The organism is Amycolatopsis sp. MtRt-6, assembly GCF_017308975.1.
Taxonomy (GTDB): Bacteria; Actinomycetota; Actinomycetes; order Mycobacteriales; family Pseudonocardiaceae; genus Amycolatopsis.
Window position 1 is genome coordinate 94,699 of record NZ_JADWPD010000012.1, and the last position, 21,130, is coordinate 115,828.

19 protein-coding genes are annotated in these 21,130 nt (G+C 72.5%); 6 read left to right on the forward strand and 13 right to left on the reverse strand.

Going from position 1 to position 21,130, the window contains the following annotated elements:
• Positions 1–433 precede the first annotated feature (433 nt).
• Positions 434–1,726 (forward strand): PhoH family protein, encoded by a 1,293-nt coding sequence (locus tag I4Q55_RS21490; RefSeq protein ID WP_176174942.1) that lies wholly within the window; start codon positions 434–436, stop codon positions 1,724–1,726.
• 120 nt (positions 1,727–1,846) lie between these two features.
• Positions 1,847–4,930: an amidohydrolase family protein gene (locus I4Q55_RS21495; RefSeq protein ID WP_242546442.1), complete on the forward strand. Its 3,084-nt coding sequence runs from the start codon at positions 1,847–1,849 to the stop codon at positions 4,928–4,930.
• A gap of 18 nt (positions 4,931–4,948) precedes the next feature.
• Here the strand turns inward: I4Q55_RS21495 and I4Q55_RS21500 are convergent, their stop codons facing one another.
• Entirely contained in the window at positions 4,949–6,388 is a 1,440-nt protein-coding gene (locus I4Q55_RS21500; RefSeq protein ID WP_206790043.1) for a GuaB1 family IMP dehydrogenase-related protein, read from the reverse strand.
• Positions 6,389–6,432: 44 nt separating this feature from the next.
• Between I4Q55_RS21500 and I4Q55_RS21505 the strand changes: the two genes are divergently transcribed.
• Positions 6,433–6,900 carry a DUF309 domain-containing protein gene (locus tag I4Q55_RS21505; RefSeq protein WP_206790044.1) on the forward strand — a complete coding sequence of 156 codons (468 nt, stop codon included), beginning with the start codon at positions 6,433–6,435 and terminating at the stop codon, positions 6,898–6,900.
• Entirely contained in the window at positions 6,894–7,388 is a 495-nt protein-coding gene (locus I4Q55_RS21510) for a hypothetical protein (protein WP_206790045.1), read from the forward strand. The genes I4Q55_RS21505 and I4Q55_RS21510 overlap by 7 nt, the downstream gene beginning before the upstream one ends.
• Here the strand turns inward: I4Q55_RS21510 and I4Q55_RS21515 are convergent.
• The 4 genes from I4Q55_RS21515 to I4Q55_RS21530 all read right to left on the reverse strand — a co-directional run bounded on the left by I4Q55_RS21515 (position 7,385) and on the right by I4Q55_RS21530 (position 11,946).
• On the reverse strand, positions 7,385–8,008 hold the full coding sequence (locus I4Q55_RS21515; protein WP_206790046.1) for an MBL fold metallo-hydrolase: 624 nt from the start codon (positions 8,006–8,008) through the stop codon (positions 7,385–7,387). The two genes, I4Q55_RS21510 and I4Q55_RS21515, sit on opposite strands and share 4 nt — an antisense overlap.
• A complete protein-coding gene (locus I4Q55_RS21520) occupies positions 8,005–8,622 on the reverse strand; it encodes a Pr6Pr family membrane protein (RefSeq protein ID WP_206790047.1) in 618 nt (205 codons plus the stop codon). Before I4Q55_RS21520 ends, I4Q55_RS21515 begins: the two co-directional genes overlap by 4 nt.
• A 336-nt stretch (positions 8,623–8,958) precedes the next feature.
• On the reverse strand, positions 8,959–10,491 hold the full coding sequence (locus I4Q55_RS21525) for an ATP-dependent DNA ligase (protein WP_206790048.1): 1,533 nt from the start codon (positions 10,489–10,491) through the stop codon (positions 8,959–8,961).
• A gap of 57 nt (positions 10,492–10,548) precedes the next feature.
• Positions 10,549–11,946 (reverse strand): class II fumarate hydratase, encoded by a 1,398-nt coding sequence (locus tag I4Q55_RS21530; protein ID WP_206790050.1) that lies wholly within the window; start codon positions 11,944–11,946, stop codon positions 10,549–10,551.
• 122 nt (positions 11,947–12,068) lie between these two features.
• Between I4Q55_RS21530 and I4Q55_RS21535 the strand changes: the two genes are divergently transcribed.
• Positions 12,069–13,058, forward strand: a complete 990-nt coding sequence (locus tag I4Q55_RS21535) for an NAD(P)/FAD-dependent oxidoreductase (protein WP_206790052.1) — start codon at positions 12,069–12,071, stop codon at positions 13,056–13,058.
• Position 13,059: 1 nt separating this feature from the next.
• Here the strand turns inward: I4Q55_RS21535 and I4Q55_RS21540 are convergent, their stop codons facing one another.
• From I4Q55_RS21540 to I4Q55_RS21565, 6 genes are all read right to left on the reverse strand, one after another.
• Positions 13,060–13,809 (reverse strand): serine protease, encoded by a 750-nt coding sequence (locus I4Q55_RS21540; protein WP_307793275.1) that lies wholly within the window; start codon positions 13,807–13,809, stop codon positions 13,060–13,062.
• Between the two features lie 9 nt (positions 13,810–13,818).
• Entirely contained in the window at positions 13,819–14,871 is a 1,053-nt protein-coding gene (gene glpX, locus I4Q55_RS21545; protein ID WP_206790053.1) for a class II fructose-bisphosphatase, read from the reverse strand.
• A gap of 82 nt (positions 14,872–14,953) precedes the next feature.
• Positions 14,954–15,181 carry an exodeoxyribonuclease VII small subunit gene (locus tag I4Q55_RS21550; RefSeq protein WP_003080207.1) on the reverse strand — a complete coding sequence of 76 codons (228 nt, stop codon included), beginning with the start codon at positions 15,179–15,181 and terminating at the stop codon, positions 14,954–14,956.
• On the reverse strand, positions 15,178–15,582 hold the full coding sequence (locus I4Q55_RS21555; protein ID WP_206790054.1) for a hypothetical protein: 405 nt from the start codon (positions 15,580–15,582) through the stop codon (positions 15,178–15,180). Before I4Q55_RS21555 ends, I4Q55_RS21550 begins: the two co-directional genes overlap by 4 nt.
• Entirely contained in the window at positions 15,579–16,817 is a 1,239-nt protein-coding gene (xseA, locus tag I4Q55_RS21560; protein ID WP_206790055.1) for an exodeoxyribonuclease VII large subunit, read from the reverse strand. The genes I4Q55_RS21555 and xseA overlap by 4 nt, the downstream gene beginning before the upstream one ends.
• Positions 16,814–17,551, reverse strand: coding sequence for a lipid droplet-associated protein (locus tag I4Q55_RS21565; protein ID WP_206790056.1), 738 nt, complete (start codon positions 17,549–17,551; stop codon positions 16,814–16,816). Before I4Q55_RS21565 ends, xseA begins: the two co-directional genes overlap by 4 nt.
• Positions 17,552–17,692: 141 nt before the next feature.
• On the opposite strand from I4Q55_RS21565, the gene I4Q55_RS21570 reads away from it, so the two are divergent.
• Positions 17,693–18,688 carry a 4-hydroxy-3-methylbut-2-enyl diphosphate reductase gene (locus tag I4Q55_RS21570; RefSeq protein ID WP_206790057.1) on the forward strand — a complete coding sequence of 332 codons (996 nt, stop codon included), beginning with the start codon at positions 17,693–17,695 and terminating at the stop codon, positions 18,686–18,688.
• Between the two features lie 106 nt (positions 18,689–18,794).
• Here the strand turns inward: I4Q55_RS21570 and I4Q55_RS21575 are convergent, their stop codons facing one another.
• Both I4Q55_RS21575 and I4Q55_RS21580 read right to left on the reverse strand, forming a co-directional pair.
• Positions 18,795–19,655: a DUF6542 domain-containing protein gene (locus I4Q55_RS21575; protein WP_206790058.1), complete on the reverse strand. Its 861-nt coding sequence runs from the start codon at positions 19,653–19,655 to the stop codon at positions 18,795–18,797.
• Between the two features lie 537 nt (positions 19,656–20,192).
• Positions 20,193–21,107, reverse strand: a complete 915-nt coding sequence (locus tag I4Q55_RS21580; RefSeq protein WP_206790059.1) for a DNA recombination protein RmuC — start codon at positions 21,105–21,107, stop codon at positions 20,193–20,195.
• Positions 21,108–21,130 lie beyond the last annotated feature (23 nt).

The following is a 21,130-nucleotide window of genomic DNA, read 5'->3' on the forward strand; positions in this document are numbered from 1 at the left end:
TCGCCCTGGAGCGCACTCAGAGTTGATTTCGGACGACCGACGGTGAGATGACGATCTGGCGAATCACCGTGTTGGCTCCCTGCGCGATCCCGCATTCGTGGGTACCTTCCGAAGTGAGGGCGCGCGTTCCGTGCGGGTCCTCGCGGGAGGCCCTGGTCGTGGCGGTGATCGAGGGGGCGGCTCAGCCGCCCACGAGACGCTCGAGGGGGCCGGCACCCGGCCCTCGTGGCCGCACCACCTGACACGGTCAGGAGGAGTGGTCCAGCCAGGGAGGTGCCCGGCCCAGCGAGTGCGGGCGTGAGGTGCACACGCCCTCGAGGGAGATGCCGTCGTGACTGCGCAGCGTTTGCCCCGTAAGGCCTCTGGCCACTCTTCGACCGGTGCCGTTTCCGGCCCGGGGAAAGCCTCGACCTCGCCCGAATCCCAGCAGCACATGTACGTGCTCGACACGTCGGTCCTCCTTTCGGACCCGTGGGCGGTCACTCGGTTCGCCGAGCACGCCGTCGTGCTTCCGCTGGTCGTCATCAGTGAACTGGAGGCGAAGCGCCACCACCCGGAGCTCGGCTGGTTCGCCCGGGAATCCCTGCGCATGCTCGACGACCTGCGCCGGCAGTACGGCAGGCTCGACGCGCCGCTCCCCATCGGGGACCACGGCGGCACGCTGCAGGTGGAGCTGAACCACTCGGACCCGTCGGTGCTCCCGTCCGGGTTCCGGACCGACTCCAACGACCACCGGATCCTCGCCTGCGCGCTCAACCTGGCGGCGGAGAACCAGGCGGTCACGCTGGTGACGAAGGACATCCCGCTGCGGGTCAAGGCCGGGGCCGTCGGTCTCGAGGCGGACGAGTACCGCGCGCAGGAAGTGACGCCGTCCGGCTGGACGGGCATGGCGGACGTCGACGTCCAGCAGGAAGTGCTGGACACGTTGTTCGGCGGCAGCACCGTCGATCCCGTCGAATGGGGCATGGACGAGCTCGCCGAGCTGCCCTGCCACACCGGGCTGCGGCTGCTCGCGGGCAGCTCCAGCGCGCTCGGGCGGATCACGGCGGACAAGCGCATCCGGCTGGTCCGGGGCGACCGCGAGGCGTTCGGCCTGCACGGCCGCAGCGCCGAGCAGCGCGTCGCGCTCGACCTGCTGCTCGACTCCGACGTCGGGATCGTGTCGCTGGGCGGCCGGGCCGGCACCGGCAAGTCGGCGCTCGCGCTGTGCGCCGGCCTCGAGGCGGTGATGGAACGCCGCCAGCACCGCAAGGTCGTGGTGTTCCGGCCGGTCTACGCGGTCGGCGGCCAGGACCTCGGCTACCTGCCCGGGTCCGAGAGCGAGAAGATGCAGCCGTGGGCGCAGGCGGTGTTCGACACCCTCGGCGCGCTGGTCAGCCAGGACGTCCTCGACGAGGTCTTCGACCGCGGCATGCTCGAGGTGCTCCCGCTGACGCACATCCGCGGCCGCTCGCTGCACGACACGTTCGTGATCGTCGACGAGGCGCAGTCGCTGGAGCGCAACGTCCTGCTCACGGTGCTTTCGCGGCTCGGCACGGCGTCGCGGGTGGTGCTCACGCACGACGTCGCCCAGCGTGACAACCTGCGTGTCGGACGCCACGACGGCGTCTCGGCGGTGATCGAGAAGCTCAAGGGCCACCCGCTGTTCGCGCACGTCACGCTGACGCGCTCGGAGCGGTCGCCGATCGCCGCCCTGGTCACGGAGATGCTGGAGGACCACGGCTGACGGACCCCGGGGGCGGCGTCCGCGCCGCCCCCGGCAGTCCTTTCCGCCGTTGCCGGACATCCGGTGAAAAACCCGCTCGGCCGCTATCCGGTCGATCCGGGGCTGGGCATAGTGGGCCGGATGGGGCCGGAAAACCTTTCTCGTCGTGAGCTTCTCGTCCGAAGTGGCGCAGCCGCCGCCGCACTGACCGTGGCCGGGGCGGGGGTCGCCGAGGCCGAGCCGGATGTCCAGCCGGACGCCGGGCCGGACGGCGTGGTGCTGCGGCAGGGTACGAACATGTCCGCCGCGCTGTCGCCGGACGGCCGGTGGATCGCGGTCGACCTGGTCACCGGGATCTGGGTGCTGCCCGCCGCCGGCGGCCGCGCCCGGCGGCTCACCGGCGACCTGCAGGACGCGACGCTCCCCAGCTGGTCGCCGGACGGCCGCCGGCTCGCGTTCCAGTCGTACCGCGACGGCAACTTCCACCTGTACGTCATCGATGTCGCGGGCGGCACGCCCCGCCAGCTGACCAGCGGCCGGTTCGACCACCGGGAGCCCGCGTTCTCGCCGGACGGCACCAAGATCGCCTTCAGCAGCGACCGGGACGGCAGCTACGGCATCCACCTGCTGGACATCGCCTCCGGAGCGATCGGCACGGTGGTGTCCACCAGCGACGAAGAGGCGTCGCCGCGGTGGTCGCCCGACGGCACGAAGATCGTCTTCACCGTGAACGACACCGCCATCGACGTCGTCACCCTGGCCACCGGCGCCCGCGTGCGCCTGGTCACCGCGACCGGCACCGACAGGTTCTACGGCCCCGCGTTCGGCCCCGGCGGGCAGCCCAGCTACCTGCGGCTGCGCGGCGCCGAAGCGGACCTCATGCTCGGCGAGGAGCAGCTGACCAAGGGGGAGGACGTCTTCGGCTTCGCCGCGAACTGGTCCGGGTCCGCCGTGCTCTACACCGCCGACGGGCACATCCGGCGGCGCGCGGAGTCCGGCGCCGTCGAGGACGTCCCGTTCGAAGCACGCGTGTCCACGGCGACCCGCGACTACCGGCGGCGGGTCCGTGACCTGGACTCGGCCGCGCCGCAGCCGGTCCGGGGCATCGCCGGCCCGGTGGTGTCCAAGGACGGCAAGCGGATCGCGTTCCGGGCCCTGAACGCGATCTACGTCGTCGCGGCGGGCGGGGGCAGGCCACAGCGGCTGATCGGTGACGGCTACTTCAACTCCGACCCGGACTTCCACCCGGACGGGACGAAGCTGCTCTACACGAGCGACCGGCTCGGCACCGCCGACCTGTGGGTACGTGACCTCGGCACCGGCGAGGACACCGTCCTCACCGAGCTGCCGGGCGCCCAGGTCGCGCCGCGGTGGTCGCCGGACGGCGGCCGGGTGGCGTACGCCGACCAGGACGGTGCCACGTGGATCCACGACGTGGCCGCGGGCACGGCCCAGCAGGTGACGCCGCCGCTGTTCATGCCGGGGCGGCCGACCTGGTCGCCCGACGGGTCGGTCCTCGCGCTGGCCGCGGTGAAGCCGTACTCGCGGCGGTACCGCGAAGGCACGAGCCAGATCCTCACGGTCGACCTGAAGACCCAGGAACTCCGCTACGCCGAGCCGATGCCCTTCCGCTCGCTCGCCACCCGCGGCGACGACGGTCCACTGTGGTCACCCGACGGCCGGTACCTCGCGTTCACCGTCGAAAGCGTCGCCTGGATCGCCCCGGTCGACGGCACCGGACGGCTGATCGGCGCGCCGCGGCAGGTCACCCACGAGGTCACCGACTCACTGGCCTGGCAGGGCAGCGACACGCTCGTGTACCTGTCGAAGGGGCAGCTCAGGGCCCAGAAGATCACCGGCGGCGCGCCGCGCACGATCCGGCTCGACTTCACGTGGGCCCGGCCGCGCCCGCCGCGGCCGACCGTCATCCACGTCGGCGCGGCGTGGGACGGCGTCGCCAAGTCACTGCGGAAGGACGTCGACATCGTCGTCGACGGCGGCCGGATCGCCGACGTCCGGCCGCACCGGGACGCGCCGGGGACCGTCGACGCGCGCGACCTGACCGCCATGCCCGGGCTCATCGATCTCCACAACCACTGGCACCTGCGCGGCAGGCAGTGGGGTGACCGGCAGGGCAGGCTGTGGCTGTCCTACGGCATCACCACGACCCGCTCGCCCGGCGACCCGGTGTACCAGATGCTGGAGACGCGCGAGGCCCTGGAATCCGGGAACACCGCCGGGCCGAGGTTCTTCGGCACCGGGGAGGCCATCGACGGCTCCCGGATCTACTACAACTTCATGCGGCCGACCCTGTCGCCCGGGCAGCTGGACCTGGAGCTGTCCCGTGCGGTCGAGCTGGAATACGACATGATCAAGACGTACGTCCGGCTTCCGGTGGCCTCCCAGCAGGCCGTGGTCCGGGCCGCGCACCGGGCGGGCATCCCGCTGTCGTCGCACTACCTGTACCCGGCGGCGAACATCGGCATGGACGCGATGGAGCACACCGGTGCCACCAACCGGCTCGGGTATTCGCACACCATCAGCCGGACCGGCCGGTCGTACCAGGACGCCGTCGCGTTGTTCGCCCGCTCCGGGATGTCGATCACGCCGACGTTGTTCACCTCCCGGGCGTTGTACGCCGACGACAAGTCGCTCGTGACCGACGAGCGCACCGAGGTCCTGTTCCCGCCGTGGGAGTACGCGCAGCTCAAGACCACGGCGGACACCGTGGGCAACCCGGAGAACGCCTACCTCCGCCAGGTCCTCGCCGGGAACGTCGACATGGTGCTGCGGATCCACCGGGCGGGCGGGTTCGTGGTCACCGGCACGGACTCCCCGCTGGACAACGTGGCCGTGTCCACCCACCAGAACCTGCGGGCCATGGTCGCCTTCGGGTTCACGCCGTACGAGGCGCTCACCACCGCCACCCGCAACCCGGCGCGGTGGCTGGGGCTGGCGGACCGGATCGGGGTGCTCAAGCGAGGTGCCTACGCCGATCTGTCACTCGTGCGTGGCAATCCGCTGCAGGACATCAAGGCGGCCGCGAACGTCCGCACGGTGATGGTCGGCGGGGTGCTGCGGACGGTCGGCGAGCTGCTGGCGCCCTACCGGGACCGGCCGGGGCAACGGGCGGCCACCGAGGTGGCGCCCGCGGCCCGATCGGCGGAGAAGCAGCACTGGTGGCACGTTCCGGAGTGGTCCGAGCACGTGTGCTGCGCGGGCTGAGCTGCTACCAGCCCGCCGTCACCAGCCCGACGGAAGCGGGCGGCCCTCGGCGAACCCGGCCGCCGACTGGACGCCCAGCAGCGCGCGCTCGTGGAACTCCTCGAGGGTCCGCGCCCCCGCGTACGTGCACGAAGAGCGCACGCCGGAGCCGATCGAGTCCAGCAGGTCCTCGACCCCCGGGCGCTGCGGGTCGAGCGACATCCGCGACGACGAGATGCCCTCCTCGAACAGCGCCTTCCGCGCCCGGTCGAACGAGTTGTCCGTGCGCGTCCGCGCGCCCACCGCGCGCTTCGACGCCATGCCGAACGACTCCTTGTACGGCCGGCCCTGCTCGTCGAACCGCAGGTCACCGGGGGATTCGTAGGTGCCGGCGAACCACGAGCCGACCATCGCCGCGGACGCGCCCGCGGCCAGCGCCAGCGCGACGTCACGCGGGTGGCGGACCCCGCCGTCGGCCCAGACGTGCTTGCCCAGCTCGCGCGCGGCGGCCGCGCAGTCGGCGACCGCGGAGAACTGCGGGCGGCCCACACCGGTCATCATCCGGGTGGTGCACATCGCGCCCGGCCCGACGCCGACCTTGACGACGTCCGCGCCGGCCTGGATCAGGTCGCGCGTGCCCTCGGCCGTGACCACGTTCCCGGCGACCACCGGGACCTGCGGCGACACCGACCGGACGGCCTTCAGCGCGGCGATCATCTTCTCCTGGTGCCCGTGCGCGGTGTCGACGACCAGCACGTCGACGCCCGCGTTCAGGACCGCCTCGGCCTTCGCCGCGACGTCGCCGTTGACGCCGACCGCGGCGGCGACGCGCAGCTTGCCCGCGTCGTCGACGGCCGGGGTGTAGATCTCCGCGCGCAGCGCGCCGACGGCGGTCAGCACGCCCGCGAGCCGGCCGTCGGCGTCGAGGCCGAGCGCCAGGTGGGCGCCGTGGCTGTTCAGCTGCTCGAAGACCGCACGCGCCGGTGTGTCCAGCGGAACGGCGACGGTCGCCGGCTGGGCGACGTCGGCGAGCCGCGCGAAGCGGTCGACGCCGGCGCAGGCCGCTTCGTCGACGATGCCGACCGGGCGGCCTTCGCCGTCCACGACGACGACAGCGCCGTGGGCACGCTTGTGGACCAGGTTGAGGGCGTCGGCGACCGCGTCACCGCCGGTGAGCACCAGCGGCGTGTCCCAGACCGGGTGGCGGCTCTTCACCCAGCCGACGATCTCGGTGACGGCTTCCGCATCGACGTCCTGCGGAAGGACGACCAGCCCACCGCGGCGGGCGACGGTCTCGGCCATCCGGCGGCCGGCGACGGCGGTCATGTTCGCGACGACGATCGGGATGGTCGCGCCGGTGCCGTCCGCGGTGGAGAGGTCGACGTCGAAGCGGGACTCCACGTCCGAGCGGTTCGGCAGGAGGAACACGTCGTCGTAGGTCAGGTCGTGGGCGGGCCGGTGGCCGTCGAGGAAACGCACGAGTCACCAGACTACCTGCCGGGCCCGTGGCAGGATCTCAGGGTATGAGCCGCCGCGACCGGGACAACGAGGGACGGGCACGCAACGCACGGCCGCGCGACGGCCTCGGCCGCCCGCTGCCGTACGGCGCGGACGGCGTCGAGCGCCAGCCCGAAGGCATTGAGCGCACACCGGCGCAAACGCTTGCGGAGGCCCAGCAGCTGCTCGACGACGGCAAGCCGTTCCACGCGCACGAGGTGTTCGAGGACGCGTGGAAGACCACGGACGGACCGGACCGCGAGCTGTGGCGCGGCCTGGCGCAGCTGGCGGTCGGCCTGACGCACGCGGCCCGCGGCAACAACGTGGGAGCGGTGTCACTGCTGGAACGCGGCGCGGCGAACATCGAGCCGTTCCGCGGCGAGCCGCCGCACGGAATCGACGTCGCCGGGCTGCAGGAGTGGGCACGCGCGCTGGCGGAAGAGGCGAAGGAGCGGGTGCGGGTGTCGCCGGCCGTGCCGCGGCTGACGTGCTGACGGCGCTCGGTGCCGCGGTCATCGCGGCGGTCGCGTCGCTGGTCGGCGTGACGCTCGGTGCGCTGGTCGAGCCGCTGAAGCTCAACGCGGCGCGGCGGGCGAAGCTGCGGCAGGACCGGGCCGACCGCTGCGGCAAGTACATCGAAGCCGGGGCACGGGCGCGGCAGCACCTGGTCAGCATCAACGTCAGCCACCGCCAAGGCGCCGCCGCCGAGCGGATCGCGGCCTACGAAGACGAGTACTACACGGTGCGGGCGGAGATGCGATCCCTGCTCGGGCTCCTGGTGATGAGCGGGCCGGACGAGCTCGTGGAGGCGGCCCGGGAAGTGCGGCGGAAGGACATGGACCTGCACCACGTGCGGCACGCGCCGGACGACGGGGGCGAGTTCACCCGGGTCGTGCTGCCGACGGCTGTCCGGGATGCCGTGGTCGCACTGGACCGGGCGATCGAGGAGTTCGCCGTCGTGGCCCGGAAGCACACGTCCTAGGGCTTCTCCCAGCCGTCCGCGGCGGCCTTCTCGGCGGCGATCGTCGTGCCTTCGCCGTGGCCGGTGTGGACCTTCGTCGCCTCGGGGAGCGTGAACAGCTTCTCGCGGATGGACTGCACGATCGTCGGGTAGTCCGAATAGGACCGGCCGGTGGCTCCCGGGCCGCCGTGGAACAGGGTGTCGCCGGTGAACAGGACGCCCAGTTCCGCCGCGTACAGGCACACCGCGCCCGGGGCGTGGCCCGGCGTGTGGATCACGCGGAGCTCGGTGCCCGCGATGGTGATCGACTGGCCGTCGGCCAGGTCGCCGTCCGGGGCGCGGTCGGGGTGGGTGAGGTCCCAGACGACCCGGTCGTCCGGGTGCAGCAGGATCGGCGCGCCGGTCGCCGCGGCCAGCTCCGGGGCGGCGTTGACGTGGTCGTTGTGCGCGTGGGTGCAGACGATCGCGGCCAGCTTCCGCTCGCCCACGACGTTTTCGATCGCCTTCGCGTCGTGGGCCGCGTCGATCACGATCACTTCCGCGCCGTCGCCCACGAGCCAGACGTTGTTGTCGACGTCCCAGCTGCCGCCGTCGAGCCGGAAGACGCCGGAAGTCACCAGGTTCTGCACGATCGCCGTCATGCGCCCGACCCTAGTGGCACGAACCGGCGGTCGTACAGGATCGCGCCCGCCGCGAGCGCGGTGAAGAAGAGCCCGATGAAGACGCAGTTGAGCGCCACCGGGCCGTAGCCGAGGGCGCCCGCGTCGACGAACGGGTACGGGTAGAAGCCGGTGAGCGCGCCGCGCGGGAGCGTGAACGCCAGCCACGTCAGCGGGTAGAGCAGCGACCACCAGACCGTGCGCCACGTGAGGGCGCCGCGCGGGCCGACCAGGAGCCAGCCGAGCACGAACAGGATCGGCGTCGCCTTGTGCAGCACCGCGTCGGCGAAGAACGCGAGGCCGTGCAGGTCGTGCAGGCCGGCGAGGGCGACCTGGTAGACGATGCCCGTCACGATGATGCCCGCCAGCGCGTCGAGCCACAGCACGCGGAACACCGTGCCGCGCGCCGCGCCGGCCGCCACCAGCGCCGAGGTCGCGACGACCAGCAGGTTCGAGTCGATCGTGAAGTAGCAGAGCAGGTTCGCGACCCGCCCGCCCGGGGTGCTCGCGGTGGCGACGACCTGGGTGACGAGGCCGGTCAGCGCGACCGCCGCGGTGACCGCGAACCAGGCACGGGTGAGCTTCTCACTGCGCATCGCCGGAGCGTACCTGCCGGTAACTCCACAGTGGACCCCTCGAAGGTGCCGAGTCCGGGCGTGCGGCTACGCCGCGAGCAGCGAGTCCGGGAGCGCGACGAACGCCTCGTACTCCGCCTTCTGCTCGACCGGCAGCTGGTACGCGACGGCCGGCAGCTTCGCCACCGACGGATGACGCTCAGCCGGAAGGTCCGGCCGTCGGCCGTGGCGAGAAATTCTCGCCGACGTTCCCCGGGGCAGCGGGAGCCGGCGAGTCGAACGCGCTTCCCGGGTTCGGACCAGTCCACTTTGGCCGGGAAGGCTCGCGGGCACCGGCGACTTTCGTTTGTCCTTGTTTCAGCTCCCTTCCGGCCGGTCGCCGTGGAGCAGGCCGCGGACCGTGTCGATCGTGTCCGCTTCGGCCGGGTCCTTGTCCGGGCGGTAGCGGACCACCCGGGCGAACCGCAGCGCCAGGCCGCCCGGGTAGCGCGTGCTCACCTGCGCGCTGTCCAGCTCGATCTCCACCACGATCTCCGGCCGGACGTACACCGTCCAGTCGTCGCGGTGGGTCTCGATTTCCTGGAACGTCCTCGTCTGCCACGCCAGCAGCTCGTCGGTCATGCCCTTGAACGTCTTGCCCACCATGATCGGCGGGCCGCCGTCCGGGTCGCGGGCACCCAGGTGCAGGTTCGACAGCGTGCCCGTGCGCCGGCCGTGGCCCCACTCCGCCGCGAGCACCACCAGGTCGATCGTGTGCACCGGCTTGACCTTCAGCCACGCCCGCCCGCGCCGCCCGGCCGCGTACGGCGACGCCAGGTCCTTGACCATGACGCCTTCGTGGCCCGCTTCCATCGCCGCCTCCAGCACCGAAGCAGCCCGCGAAGTGCCCACCTCGCCGGGGATCACGTGCGCCCCGGCGACCTTGCGCAGCGCCGCGTTGCGCTCCGACAACGGCGCGTCCAGCAGGTCGACGCCGTCGAGGTGCAGGCAGTCGAAGAAGTACGGCCGCAGCAGCAGTGCCTTGACCTGTTCTTCGCGGGTGCTGCCGAACCGGCTCATGGTGTCCTGGAACGGCCGCGGCCGCCCGGCGTCGGTCAGGGCCAGCGTCTCGCCGTCGAGTACCACCGACTCGCACGGCAGCGCCCGCACCAGTTCCACCAGTTCCCGCACACTGCCGGTGATCTCGCGCAGCGTCCGCGTCCAGACGTGCACCTCGTCGCCCTGGCGGTGCACCTGGATCCGCGCACCGTCCATCTTGTACTCGACGATCGCCTCGGCGTGCTCGGCGACGGCTTCGTCCAGCGACTCCGCCGGGGACGCCAGCATCGGCTTGATCGGCGTGCCGAGGGTGAGCCGGAACTCCGCCAGCGCCGCCTGCCCGCCGGTCAGCGCCGCGACGGCCGTGACGCCGAGCTTCCCGGACAGCATGAACGCCCGCCGCACGTCCTCGCCCGCCACCTCGGCCGCGGCGGCGATGGCGTCGACCATCACACCTTCCAGCGCGCCCTGCCGCAGCTCACCGGTGACCAGCCGGAACAGGAACTGCTGCTCGTCGTTCGTCAGCCGGGTGAACAACGCGCGCAGCACCTCCTGCCGCCGCGTGTTCGACCCGGTGCCCGCCGCCACGCCCGCGGCCGCCGTCAGTGCCGCGTCCACCTCGAGCACCGAGACCGCCGGCTCCGGAGCGGGGCCGGCGCCGAGTGCGGCCAGGGTGCGCCAGCCCGCACCCAGCCTGTCCTGCGCCGTCTGCCCGGTGAGGTACGCGACCACCGCGGGCAGCTCGGCGACCTCCGCCGCGCGCAGCACGGCGGCCAGGACGGCGATCTTCGCCTTCCTGGACCTGGTCGCCGCCAGCTCGGCGGACGCGCGGACCAACTCGCTCAGCAACACCCGGACATCATGACCCGAACCACCGACAATTTCCGGATGGCCGGACGTTTTGCCTGGTCAGCGGCCGCCGCGGGCCATGCGGAGCACGTCGAGCGCCTCGTCCAGCTGCTCCTCGGTGAGCTTCCCCTCGCGCACGTACCCGCGCTCGATGACGACCTCGCGGATCGTCTTGAGCTCCTTCAACGCCTGCTTCGCCACCGCGGCCGCCGCTTCGTAGCCGATGTAGGAGTTCAACGGCGTCACGATCGACGGCGACCCCTCGGCGTAGGTCCGCGTGCGTTCGGTGTTCACCGTGACGCCCGCGAACACCTTGTCCGCCAGCAGCCGCGAAACCGCCGCGAGCAGCCGCGCCGATTCGAGGACGTTCCGGGCGATCACCGGCAGGTTGACGTTCAGCTGGAAATTGCCCGCCGCGCCGGCGAAGGCGACCGCCGCGTCGTTGCCGATCACCTGCGCGACCACCTGGAGCGTCGCCTCCGGGATCACCGGGTTCACCTTGCCCGGCATGATCGACGAGCCCGGCTGCAGGTCCGGCAGCGCCAGCTCGGCCAGGCCGGTGCGCGGGCCGGACCCCAGCCAGCGCAGGTCGTTGGCGATCTTGTTGAGCGACACGGCGACCGTGCGCAGGTGCCCGGACGTCTCGACGACGCTGTCCTGCGTCGCCTGCGCCTCGAAGTGGTCGCGGGCCTCGGTCAGCGGCAGCCCGGTGACCGTCGCGAGCTCCGCGGCGACCGACGCGCCGAAGCCGTCCGGCGCGTTCAGGCCCGAACCCACGGCGGTGCCGCCGATCGGCAGCTCGCCCAGCCGCGGCAGGCCCGACTTCAGCCGCTCGACGCCGAAGCGGATCTGGGACGCCCACGCGCCGGCCTCCTGGCCGAGCGTGATCGGCACCGCGTCCATCAGGTGCGTGCGGCCGGACTTCACGACGTCCGCCCACTCCGCGGCGCGGACCTCGATCGCGCCGGCGAGGTACTCCAGCGCCGGGATGACGTCCTTGGTGACGGCTTCGGTCGCGGCGACGTGGATGGTCGTCGGGAAGGTGTCGTTCGACGACTGCGACGCGTTGACGTGGTCGTTCGGGTGCACGTCACGGCCGAGAGCGCGCGAAGCGAGCGTCGCGATGACCTCGTTGGCGTTCATGTTCGACGACGTCCCGGACCCGGTCTGGAAGACGTCGATGGGGAAGTGCGCGTCGTGGGCCCCGGCGGCGACCTCGTCGGCGGCGGCCGCGATGGCGTCGGCGACGTCGGCGTCGAGCACGCCCAGCTTGTGGTTCACGCGCGCGGCGGCGGCCTTGAGCAGGCCGAGCGCGCGGATCTGGGCGCGCTCCAGGCCCCGACCGGAGATGGGGAAGTTCTCCACGGCCCGCTGGGTCTGCGCGCGGTAGAGCGCGTCGGCAGGCACGCGGACCTCGCCCATCGTGTCGTGTTCGATCCGGTATTCCTGATCAGCCATGACACCGATTCTGGCCCTGTTCGCGCCCGGCCGCGTGGTGGCGTCGCCCACCTTCGGCGCCCCGCGACGCTAGGATCGGATGTGTTCTCGATCACCGCCATCCACCACTGGCTGGAGCGAGCATGACTGATGTTGCCGGCGACACGTACGACCTCGTGATCATCGGCGCGGGCCCCACGGGCCTGTTCGCCGCCTACTACGCCGGGTTCCGCGGCCTCTCGATGGCGGTGGTCGACTCGCTGCCCGAGCCCGGCGGCCAGGTCACCGCGATGTACCCCGAGAAGATGATCTACGACGTCGGCGGGTTCGCCGAGGTCCGCGGTCGCGACCTCGTCGACGGCCTGGTGCAGCAGGCCGCGCCGTTCAAACCGAAGTACCTGCTGGGGCGCAAGGCCGAAAAGCTGGAGCCGGCCGGCGACGGCTTCGAGCTGACCCTCGACGGCGGCGAGCCGCTGCGCGCCCGCGCGGTGCTGATCACCGCGGGCATCGGCGAGTTCACCCCGCGCCCGCTGCCGGCCGGCGACGGCTGGCTCGGCCGCGGCATGGTCCACTTCGTCCCCTCGCTGGAGGCGCACGCGGGCCAGCACGTCGTGGTCGTCGGCGGCGGCGACTCGGCGTTCGACTGGATCCTCGCGCTGCACCCGGTGGCGGCGAGCGTGACGCTGGTGCACCGGCGCGCGAAGTTCCGCGCCGCCGAGTCGATCGTCCGGCAGGCGCGCGAGCTCGGCACCCGGATCATCACCGACGCCGAGGTCACGCGGTTCGTCGAAGCACCGGACGGCTCGCTCGAAGCCGTCGACGTCTCGATCAAGGGCGCCGGCGACGAGCGGCTGCCGGCCAACGCCGTCGTCGCGGCGCTCGGGTTCACCGCCGACCTCGGCCCGATCGAGAGCTGGGGCCTGGAGATCGACCACCGCGCCATCGCCGTCGACTCGACGATGGCGACCGCGCGCGAACGCGTCTACGCCGCCGGCGACGTCGCCGCGTACCCGGGCAAGGTGAAGCTGATCGCGACCGGCTTCGGCGAGGCCGCGACGGCCGTCAACAACATCGCCGTCGCGCTCGACCCGGACGCGCACCTGTTCCCGGGCCACTCGAGCAACGCGGAGTAGGTCAGGCTTTCGTCTTCTCCGCGATCCACGGCGCGTAGGCGACGACGGACGTGTAGATCGACGGCGCGGTCGCGCATTCCGGGTCGTTGTTGCCCGGACGGCTGGTGACGCCGACGAGCAGCCAGTGGTCGCCTTCGCGGACGACCTGCGGGCCGCCGGAGTCGCCGAAGCAGGCTCCGGACTTGCCGCCGGGGTTGTCGGTGCACAGCTCGGCCGTGCCGTCGAACACCGACGTGCACTTCGAGCCCTCGACGATCTGCGTGTCGAGCTGCTGCAACGTCGTCGGGATCTCGCCGCAGTTCAGTTTCGGGCACGTCTGGCCCCAGCCGAGGATCCGCGTCGCGGTGCCCGGCGCCGCGGCCGTCGCGAGCCCGATCGGCGCGGCCGCGGCCGGTGCCGTCAGCCGCAGCAGCGCGATGTCGCCCGCCGGGCTCTGGGTGTTGAACGCCGGGTTCACCACGATCCCGGCGACCTGGCCGACCTCGCCGCCCTGACCCGCTTCGTTCGTGCCCGACCGCACGGAGATCGTCGGCGCGGTCTTGTCGAACGCGCAGTGCGCGGCCGTGACCACCCACGTGGGCGCGATCAGCGCGCCGGCGCAGAACAGCTTGCCGGACGCCGAATGCAGCGACACCGCGAACGGGTACGGCTGGTCCGCGTTCGTACCCCCGACGATGGCGGGGGCGGCCGCGGCGGTGCCCGGGACCAGGAGAGACAGCAGGGCCAGCAGAACCAGCAGTCGCCTGGTCACGGATCTCCTTTACGGCAGCGGGGGCACCACGTCGTCGGCGGGCGCGTCCAGGTGGCCGTCGAAGTTGACCGAGGAGTACGCCCGCAGCTTGTTCAGCCGGTGGTAGCCGTCGATCATTCTGACGGTCCCGGACTTGGACCGCATCACGATGGACTGCGTCGTCGCCCCGCCCTCGCGGTAGTGGACGCCGCGCAGCAGGTCGCCGTCGGTGACGCCGGTGGCGCAGAAGAAGACGTTGTCGCCGCGCACGAGGTCGTCGTTGAGCAGGATCCGGTCGAGGTCGTGCCCGGCGGCGAGGGCCTTCTCGCGCTCGGCGTCGTCCTTCGGCCACAGCCGGCCCTGCAGCTCGCCGCCGAGGCACTTCATCGCGCAGGCCGCGATGATGCCCTCGGGGGTGCCGCCGATGCCCAGCAGCATGTCGACGCCGGTGGTCGGGCGGGCCGCGGCGATCGCGCCCGCGACGTCGCCGTCGGAGATGAAGCGGATCCGCGCGCCGGCCTCGCGGACCTCCTTGATGATCTGCTCGTGGCGCGGGCGGTCGAGGATGCACACCGTGACGTCGCCGACGCTGCTGTTCTTCGCCTTGGCGACCCGGCGGATGTTCTCCGCGATCGGCGCGCCCAGCTCGACCTTGCCCGCCGCCTCCGGGCCGACGGCCAGCTTTTCCATGTAGAACACCGCGGACGGGTCGAACATCGCGCCGCGCTCGGCGACCGCCAGCACCGCGAGCGCGTTCGGCATGCCCTTGGCCATCAGCGTGGTGCCGTCGACCGGGTCGACCGCGACGTCGCAGTCCGGTCCGTCGCCGTTGCCCACCTCTTCGCCGTTGAACAGCATCGGGGCTTCGTCCTTCTCGCCCTCGCCGATCACCACGACCCCGCGCATCGACACCGTCGAGACGAGCTGGCGCATCGCGTCGACGGCCGCGCCGTCCCCGCCGATCTTGTCGCCGCGGCCGACCCAGCGACCGGCCGCCATCGCCGCGGCTTCGGTGACCCGGACCAGCTCCATCGCGAGGTTGCGGTCGGGCGCTTCACGACGACTCTCTGCGGCGGACATCATTGCCTCCCGGATCGTGGAACTGGCGGGTCAACAGTCTGTCAGATTGCTGTCCGGTTTCCCGATGCCGTGAGCATGGCAAACGTCACTGACCGTCGGCGGTCTCGTCCTCCACGGACGCCAGAGCAGCCTCGATGCGCTCGCGCGCGCCTTCGAGATGGCGCTCACACACCTTCGCGAGCTTCTCGCCCTTCTCCCACAAAGCGAGCGACTGCTCGAGGGAGAGCCCACCGGCTTCGAGCTCCCGGACGACCTCGACGAGGCGGTCGCGAGCCTGCTCGTAGCCGAGTTCCTCGCCGGTTGTTTCACTCACGCTCGGTGTTCTCCGACCTTCCGGGCTGACGGGTTGGCGCTGTTCGCGCACACTACCGCGCTGGCCATCGCGTGGTCGTACCCGACGAACGCCAGCGCGAACTCCTGCCCGTCACCCTCCGCGATCGCCTCTTCGAGGTTCTCCTGCGCCCCGGCCACCCGCCGCCGGTGCCCGGCGCCCTCGGCGAACCACCAGCGCGAGCCGACCTGCATCGACGTCGCCTCGGACAGCCGCCGCAGCTGCGGCGCCAGCTCACGGCGGGCGGCGGTGCCGCAGCCGGCGAGCAGGGCCGTCCAGCACTCCGCGGCGGCCCGGTCGGTGCGCACCGCCTGGTCGAGCAGCGGACGCGCACCGAGCCTCCGGGCCGCGTCCACGGTGAGCGGGAGGAACCTCGCCGTCACCCCTGATCCCCTTCCGCCACCGCGCCGATCGCGCCGTCACCCACGCGCACGCGCAGCTGGGCACCGGCCTCGACTTCGGAGACGGAGCGGAGTACCTGGAGGTTGCCTTCGGAATCGACGAACTGCACGACCGCGTAGCCGCGGGCCAGCGTCGCCGCCGGCCCGAGCGCGGTGAGCCGGGCCCGCGCGTTCGCGATCTCGGCCTGGTCCTTGGCGAGCAGGCTCAGCATGGCGCGGCGGGCGCGTTCGCGGTGGACGTCGACGTCGTCCTGCCGCCGCTGGACCGGGCCCAGCGGGTCGGCCAGCGACGGGCGGCTGCGGATCTGGGTGAGCAGCCGCGTCTGGGTGTCGACCCAGCCGTGCAGGGCGCGGCGCCCGCGGTCGCGCATCTGCCGGACCCGCTCGGTCTCCTCGCGCACGTCCGGGACGATGCGCTTGCCGGCGTCGGTCGGCGTCGAGCAGCGCAGGTCCGCGACGTGGTCGAGCAGCGGGGTGTCCGGCTCGTGGCCGATCGCGCTGACGACGGGCGTGCCGGCCGCCGACACCGCGCGGCAGAGCGCTTCGTCGGAGAACGGCAGCAGGTCCTCGACGCTGCCGCCGCCGCGGGCGATGACGATGACGTCGATCTCGGGGTCGGCGTCGAAGATCCGCAGCGCGCGCATGACCTGCGGGACGGCCTGCGAGCCTTGGACGGCGGTGTTCAGCACCTTGATCCGCACGTGCGGCCACCGGCGCTGGGCGTTGGCCAGGACGTCCCGCTCCGCCGCCGACGCGCGGCCGGTGATCAGCCCGACGCCCTTCGGCAGGAACGGAACCGGCCGCTTGCGCTGCGGCGAGAACAGGCCTTCGGCGGCCAGGAGCTTCCGCAGCCGTTCGATCCGGGCCAGCAGCTCACCGATGCCGACGGCGCGGATCTGGTCGGCGCGCAGGCTGATCGTGCCGCGGCCGAAGAAGTACGACGGCTTCGCGTGCACGACCACGCTCGCGCCCTCCCGCAGCGGCGGCTCCATCTCGCGGATCAGCCAGTTCGGGCAGGTGACGGACATCGAGACGTCCGCCGAAGGGTCGCGCAGCGTCAGGAACGCGGTCTGCGTGTTGGGCCGGGAGCTGACCTGCGTGACCTGGCCCTCGACCCAGACGGCGCCGAGCCGGTGGATCCAGTCGCCGATCTTGCGCGCGACGGTCCGGACCGGCCACGGCTTTTCGGCGGTGCTCGCTTCGGTGTCGGTGGTCACTGGCCTTCCGCGCCGTCGCCGTTCTCGCGATCCCGTTCGGCCTTGCGGGCGTTGGCGATCCGGCGGGACAGCATGCCGGTGAACGACGAGCGGTCGGCGTGCGCGCGCTCGTACTCGAGGATGGTCTCGAGCTGCTCGATCGAGAGCTGCCGCAGCCGGGCCCGCAGCTGCGGCAGGGTGAGCTGGTCGTAGCCGGTCAGCCCGGCGGGACCCTCGTAGCCCGCGGCGCTGGTCCGGGGCGTCTCGCTCTTGGTCTTCTTGTCGATCGCGGGCGTGCCGGGCTGGGGCTTGCGCGGAGCTTCGTCCTCGCTGTCGTTCTCGCCGTCGGCGTGCTCCTCGGCGAGCGCGCGTTCCTCGGCGGCCCACGGGTCGCCGAGTTCCGCTTCGAGCTCGGCGGCCGACGGGACGTGCCCGTTGATCTCCGAGCGCGGCTCGGGCACGTCGGCGACCGTGGCGTGGTTCCGCCGCGCGGGCGGGACGTCACCCAGCTCGGCGTCCTCGTCGAACGTCGCCCAGCTCGGCGTGTCTTCGATCGGACGCAGGCTCGAGAGGGCGTTGTCGCCCTTGATCGCCAGCTCGGTGACGTGCTGCTGCACCCGCATGGAGGCCTGCAGCACCTGGCTGACCACGGTCACCGGGAGCCCGGCGAGCTGCCGGGGAAGTTCGCGAACCCGCTCGGCGGTGGAGACGGCGAGGCCCGCGGCGACCCGGAGGGGGAGCGGGAATGGCTTCATGGGTCCAGCCTGCCGCATGACCGGCCCTCCTGCCCAACCGGAAGGGCGCGGTGCGTGACGTCCGGCACAGCGCGGAAGGGGGACGAAGGTCACCCGAAAGGGACTTCGAGACCGTCTCGGGGCTGCCCGTACCCTGGGGGCATGAGTTCAGCGAGTCCCGGAATCGAGCCCGCGGGTACCCCCACGATCACCGGAACCGCTTCCGGCAAGCGGGTGCTGCTCGCCAAGCCCCGTGGTTACTGCGCCGGTGTCGACCGCGCGGTGATCGCCGTCGAGAAGGCCCTCGAGGTCTACGGCGCGCCGGTGTACGTCCGCAAGGAGATCGTCCACAACAAGCACGTGGTCGAGACGCTGCGCGAGCGCGGCGCGATCTTCGTCGACGAGACGTCCGAGGTGCCCGAGGGCGCGCTCGTGGTGTTCTCCGCCCACGGCGTTTCGCCGATGGTGCACGCGGAGGCGGCCGAGCGGAACCTGCGCACGATCGACGCGACCTGCCCCCTGGTGACGAAGGTGCACAAGGAGGTCAACCGGTTCGCGAACGACGACTACGACATCCTGCTGATCGGTCACGAGGGCCACGAAGAGGTCGAGGGCACGGCCGGTGAGGCGCCGGACAAGGTGCAGCTGGTCGACAAGGCCGAGGACGTCGACAAGGTCGAGGTGCGCGACCCGTCGAAGGTGATCTGGCTGTCCCAGACGACGTTGTCGGTCGACGAGACGATGGAGCGCGTCGACCAGCTCCGCGAGCGCTTCCCGAACCTGCTGGACCCGCCGAGCGACGACATCTGTTACGCGACGACGAACCGCCAGGTCGCGGTCAAGGCGATGGCCGCGGAGTGCGACCTGGTGCTGGTGGTCGGGTCGACGAACTCGTCCAACTCGAAGCGCCTGGTCGAGGTGGCCCTGAAGGCGGGGGCGCGCGCGTCGTACCTGGTCGACTTCGCGCACGAGGTCGACGAGGCGTGGCTCGACGGCGTCACGACGGTCGGTGTCACGTCGGGCGCGTCGGTGCCGGACGAGCTGGTGATGGACCTCCTGGCCTGGCTCGCCGAGCGCGGCTACGGCGACGTCAACGAGGTCACCACGGCCAACGAGAAGATCACCTTCGCGCCGCCGAAGGAACTGCGGAAGGTCTGAGTGCGCCGGCGGCGGGTCGCTTCACGCGGCTCGCCGCCGTGTCGCCCCTGCAATCACGCGTGATGCCTCTCTGATCACGCGTGATGCCCCTTGGCGCACGGGCGGGTCAGCGTTCTTCGTCGTCCCAGGGCCGGTTCCGGCGCGGCGGGGCACCTCGTCCGCCGGGCGGACGTCGAGGAGGCGGGTTGTCCCGGCCGTCCTCGGGCGGCCGCGGCCGCCGCCGCGGAGCAGCGTCACCACGCGGCGGGCGCGGATCGCCGTTTTCCGGACGGGGGGTGCGCCGCGCGGCCGGCGGCGGAGGCTTGCGCGTGCCGCGGGAGCCCGGGTCGCGTTCGGCGGGAGCGGCGGCCCGGGGCGGGCGGCGTTCGCCGTCGGCGGGTGGACGCGGACGTCGCGGCGGCTCGCCGTCCCGGCCGCGTTTGGCGCCGGCCGGGAGCGGGGTCTGCCCGGTCCGGTTCGAACCGGCCGGCCGCGGCCGCGCGTCGTCCTTTTTGCCCTTCTTGGGGGCGTCGGGGTCGCGCTCGCGGAAGATCCGGACGAAGCCGATCAGCAGCGTGATGCCGGTGGTGATCGCCATGGTGGGGAAGCCGTTGATCAGCGGGGTGCCGATGCTCAGCGCCTTCGACAGCATGTCGTCGCCCGCGGACCCGGAGGTCAGCAGGATCACACCGGGCACGGTCACGGCCAGCACCAGCGGCGGCATCACCATGGGGCCGAACAGGCCGCGGCGCTTCACCGCGCAGACCGCGATCACGGCCCCGGCGATGTAGCAGACGGTGAAGACCAGCGGAATGTTGTTCTGGTTGGGCTTGCCCAGGAAGGCGCCAACGATCGCCAGGCCGAGGCCGACCAGGACCGCCGCCCACCAGGGCAGTCCCCGCCTCGAACCGACGACAGGACGCTCATCCCACGGAACGGGGACGTCGTCGGCATCTGGATCGCTCTGGCGATCGCGAATCGCGGTCACAGGGCAACACCGTATCTCGTGGTTGTGAAGATCTTGCCAGCACCGCCGCCGACATGGGCCGACAGCCACCCGCGGAAACGAACCGGTGGCACCGGGTAGCAACCCGCGGGCCGCTGTGGTGAGGGTCCCTCGTGCAGGTGGCCGAGGACAACCGGCGCCCGGAGGAATACCCGGACGGGCGGTCGGAGGGGCGCTCGCCGCAGGGGATCGGCGGTGGGCGGGCGCGCGGCTTCGGCGGGCATAACCGCTGGTCAGGCGCGCTCCGCTCGCACGACTCGGCAGCGGGCGCCGCTGACCGCCGCCCGCCGCCCGCAGCGCGCGGCTCGCAGGCGCGGCCGGCACGCCCGGTGCCGGCGACACGCCCGGTGGTGGCCGGGCTCGGCACGGCCCAGCCGGCTCGTCGGCCGAGCGTCCGTGTACGTGGCTGGTCGGCTGCGTGCCCGGAGGGTCGGTTCGGGCACGCAGCCTGACCTGCCGGCCGAACCTGCCCCGCCGACGGAACCGGCGCCCGGAACCCGGCCTCCGCGACCTGCCGTGTCAGCTTGCCGCCAGCTCGTCTCCCTTCCGCACCGTCGGCACCGCCGCCGGGCTGCCCGAGGCCTCCGTCAGCGGGGCCACCGTCGACCGGAACGTCTCCAGCGCCTCCAGCTCCCGCCGGCGGGCCGACAGGAACCGCTGCAAGTGCGTGCTCGACAGGTTCAACGCCTCCACCGCGCCACCCGCCGCCCGGTGGGCCGCCGCCGCTCCTGCCCGGACCTGCTCCACGTCCGCCTCCAGCGTCCGGTCGCTCGCCGCGAACAACGCCGCCGAGGCCAGGACGCCGAACCCCGTCGGGCCACACAGGAACACCCGGCGGTCGATCAGCCAGCGCAGGAGCTCCGGGTCGGTGTCCAGGGCCGCGACCACCGCCGCGTCCGAGGGGACGAACATGATCGTGCCGTAGATCGCGTCCGCCCAGCGCTGGTAGCCCTTGCCCGCCAGCTCCGCCGCCCGGGACCGGATCTGCCGCACGTGCGCGCGCAACGCGTCCAGGCGCTCGTCCGGGTCGTCCGTCTCCACCGCCTCGGACCACGTCGCCATGCTCGCCTTTGCGTCGACCGGCACCGTGCGGTCGCCGCCCACGCGCAGCACCATGTCCGGCTTCGCCGCGCCGCCGCCGGCCAGGTCCGTCTGCAGGGTGAAGTGCAGGTCCTCGCGCAGCCCCAGCGCCCGTGCCGTCTCGACCAGCACCTGCTCGCCCAGCTCACCCCTTCCGCTGATCGAGGCGAACGCGACCTCGTAGCGCCGCAGCGCCAGCTGCTGCTGGTCCGCCTTGGCCCGCTCGGCCGCCACCAGCCGGGCCGCCGCGTCCGCCCGGCGCATCCCGTCCTGGTACAGCCGCCACAGCAGCGCGACGGCGAACAGCAGCAGGACCGCCAGCACGATCGCCGCCGTGGTCAGCACTGTCGCCACTTCGCCTCCTTCGTCCGAACTCC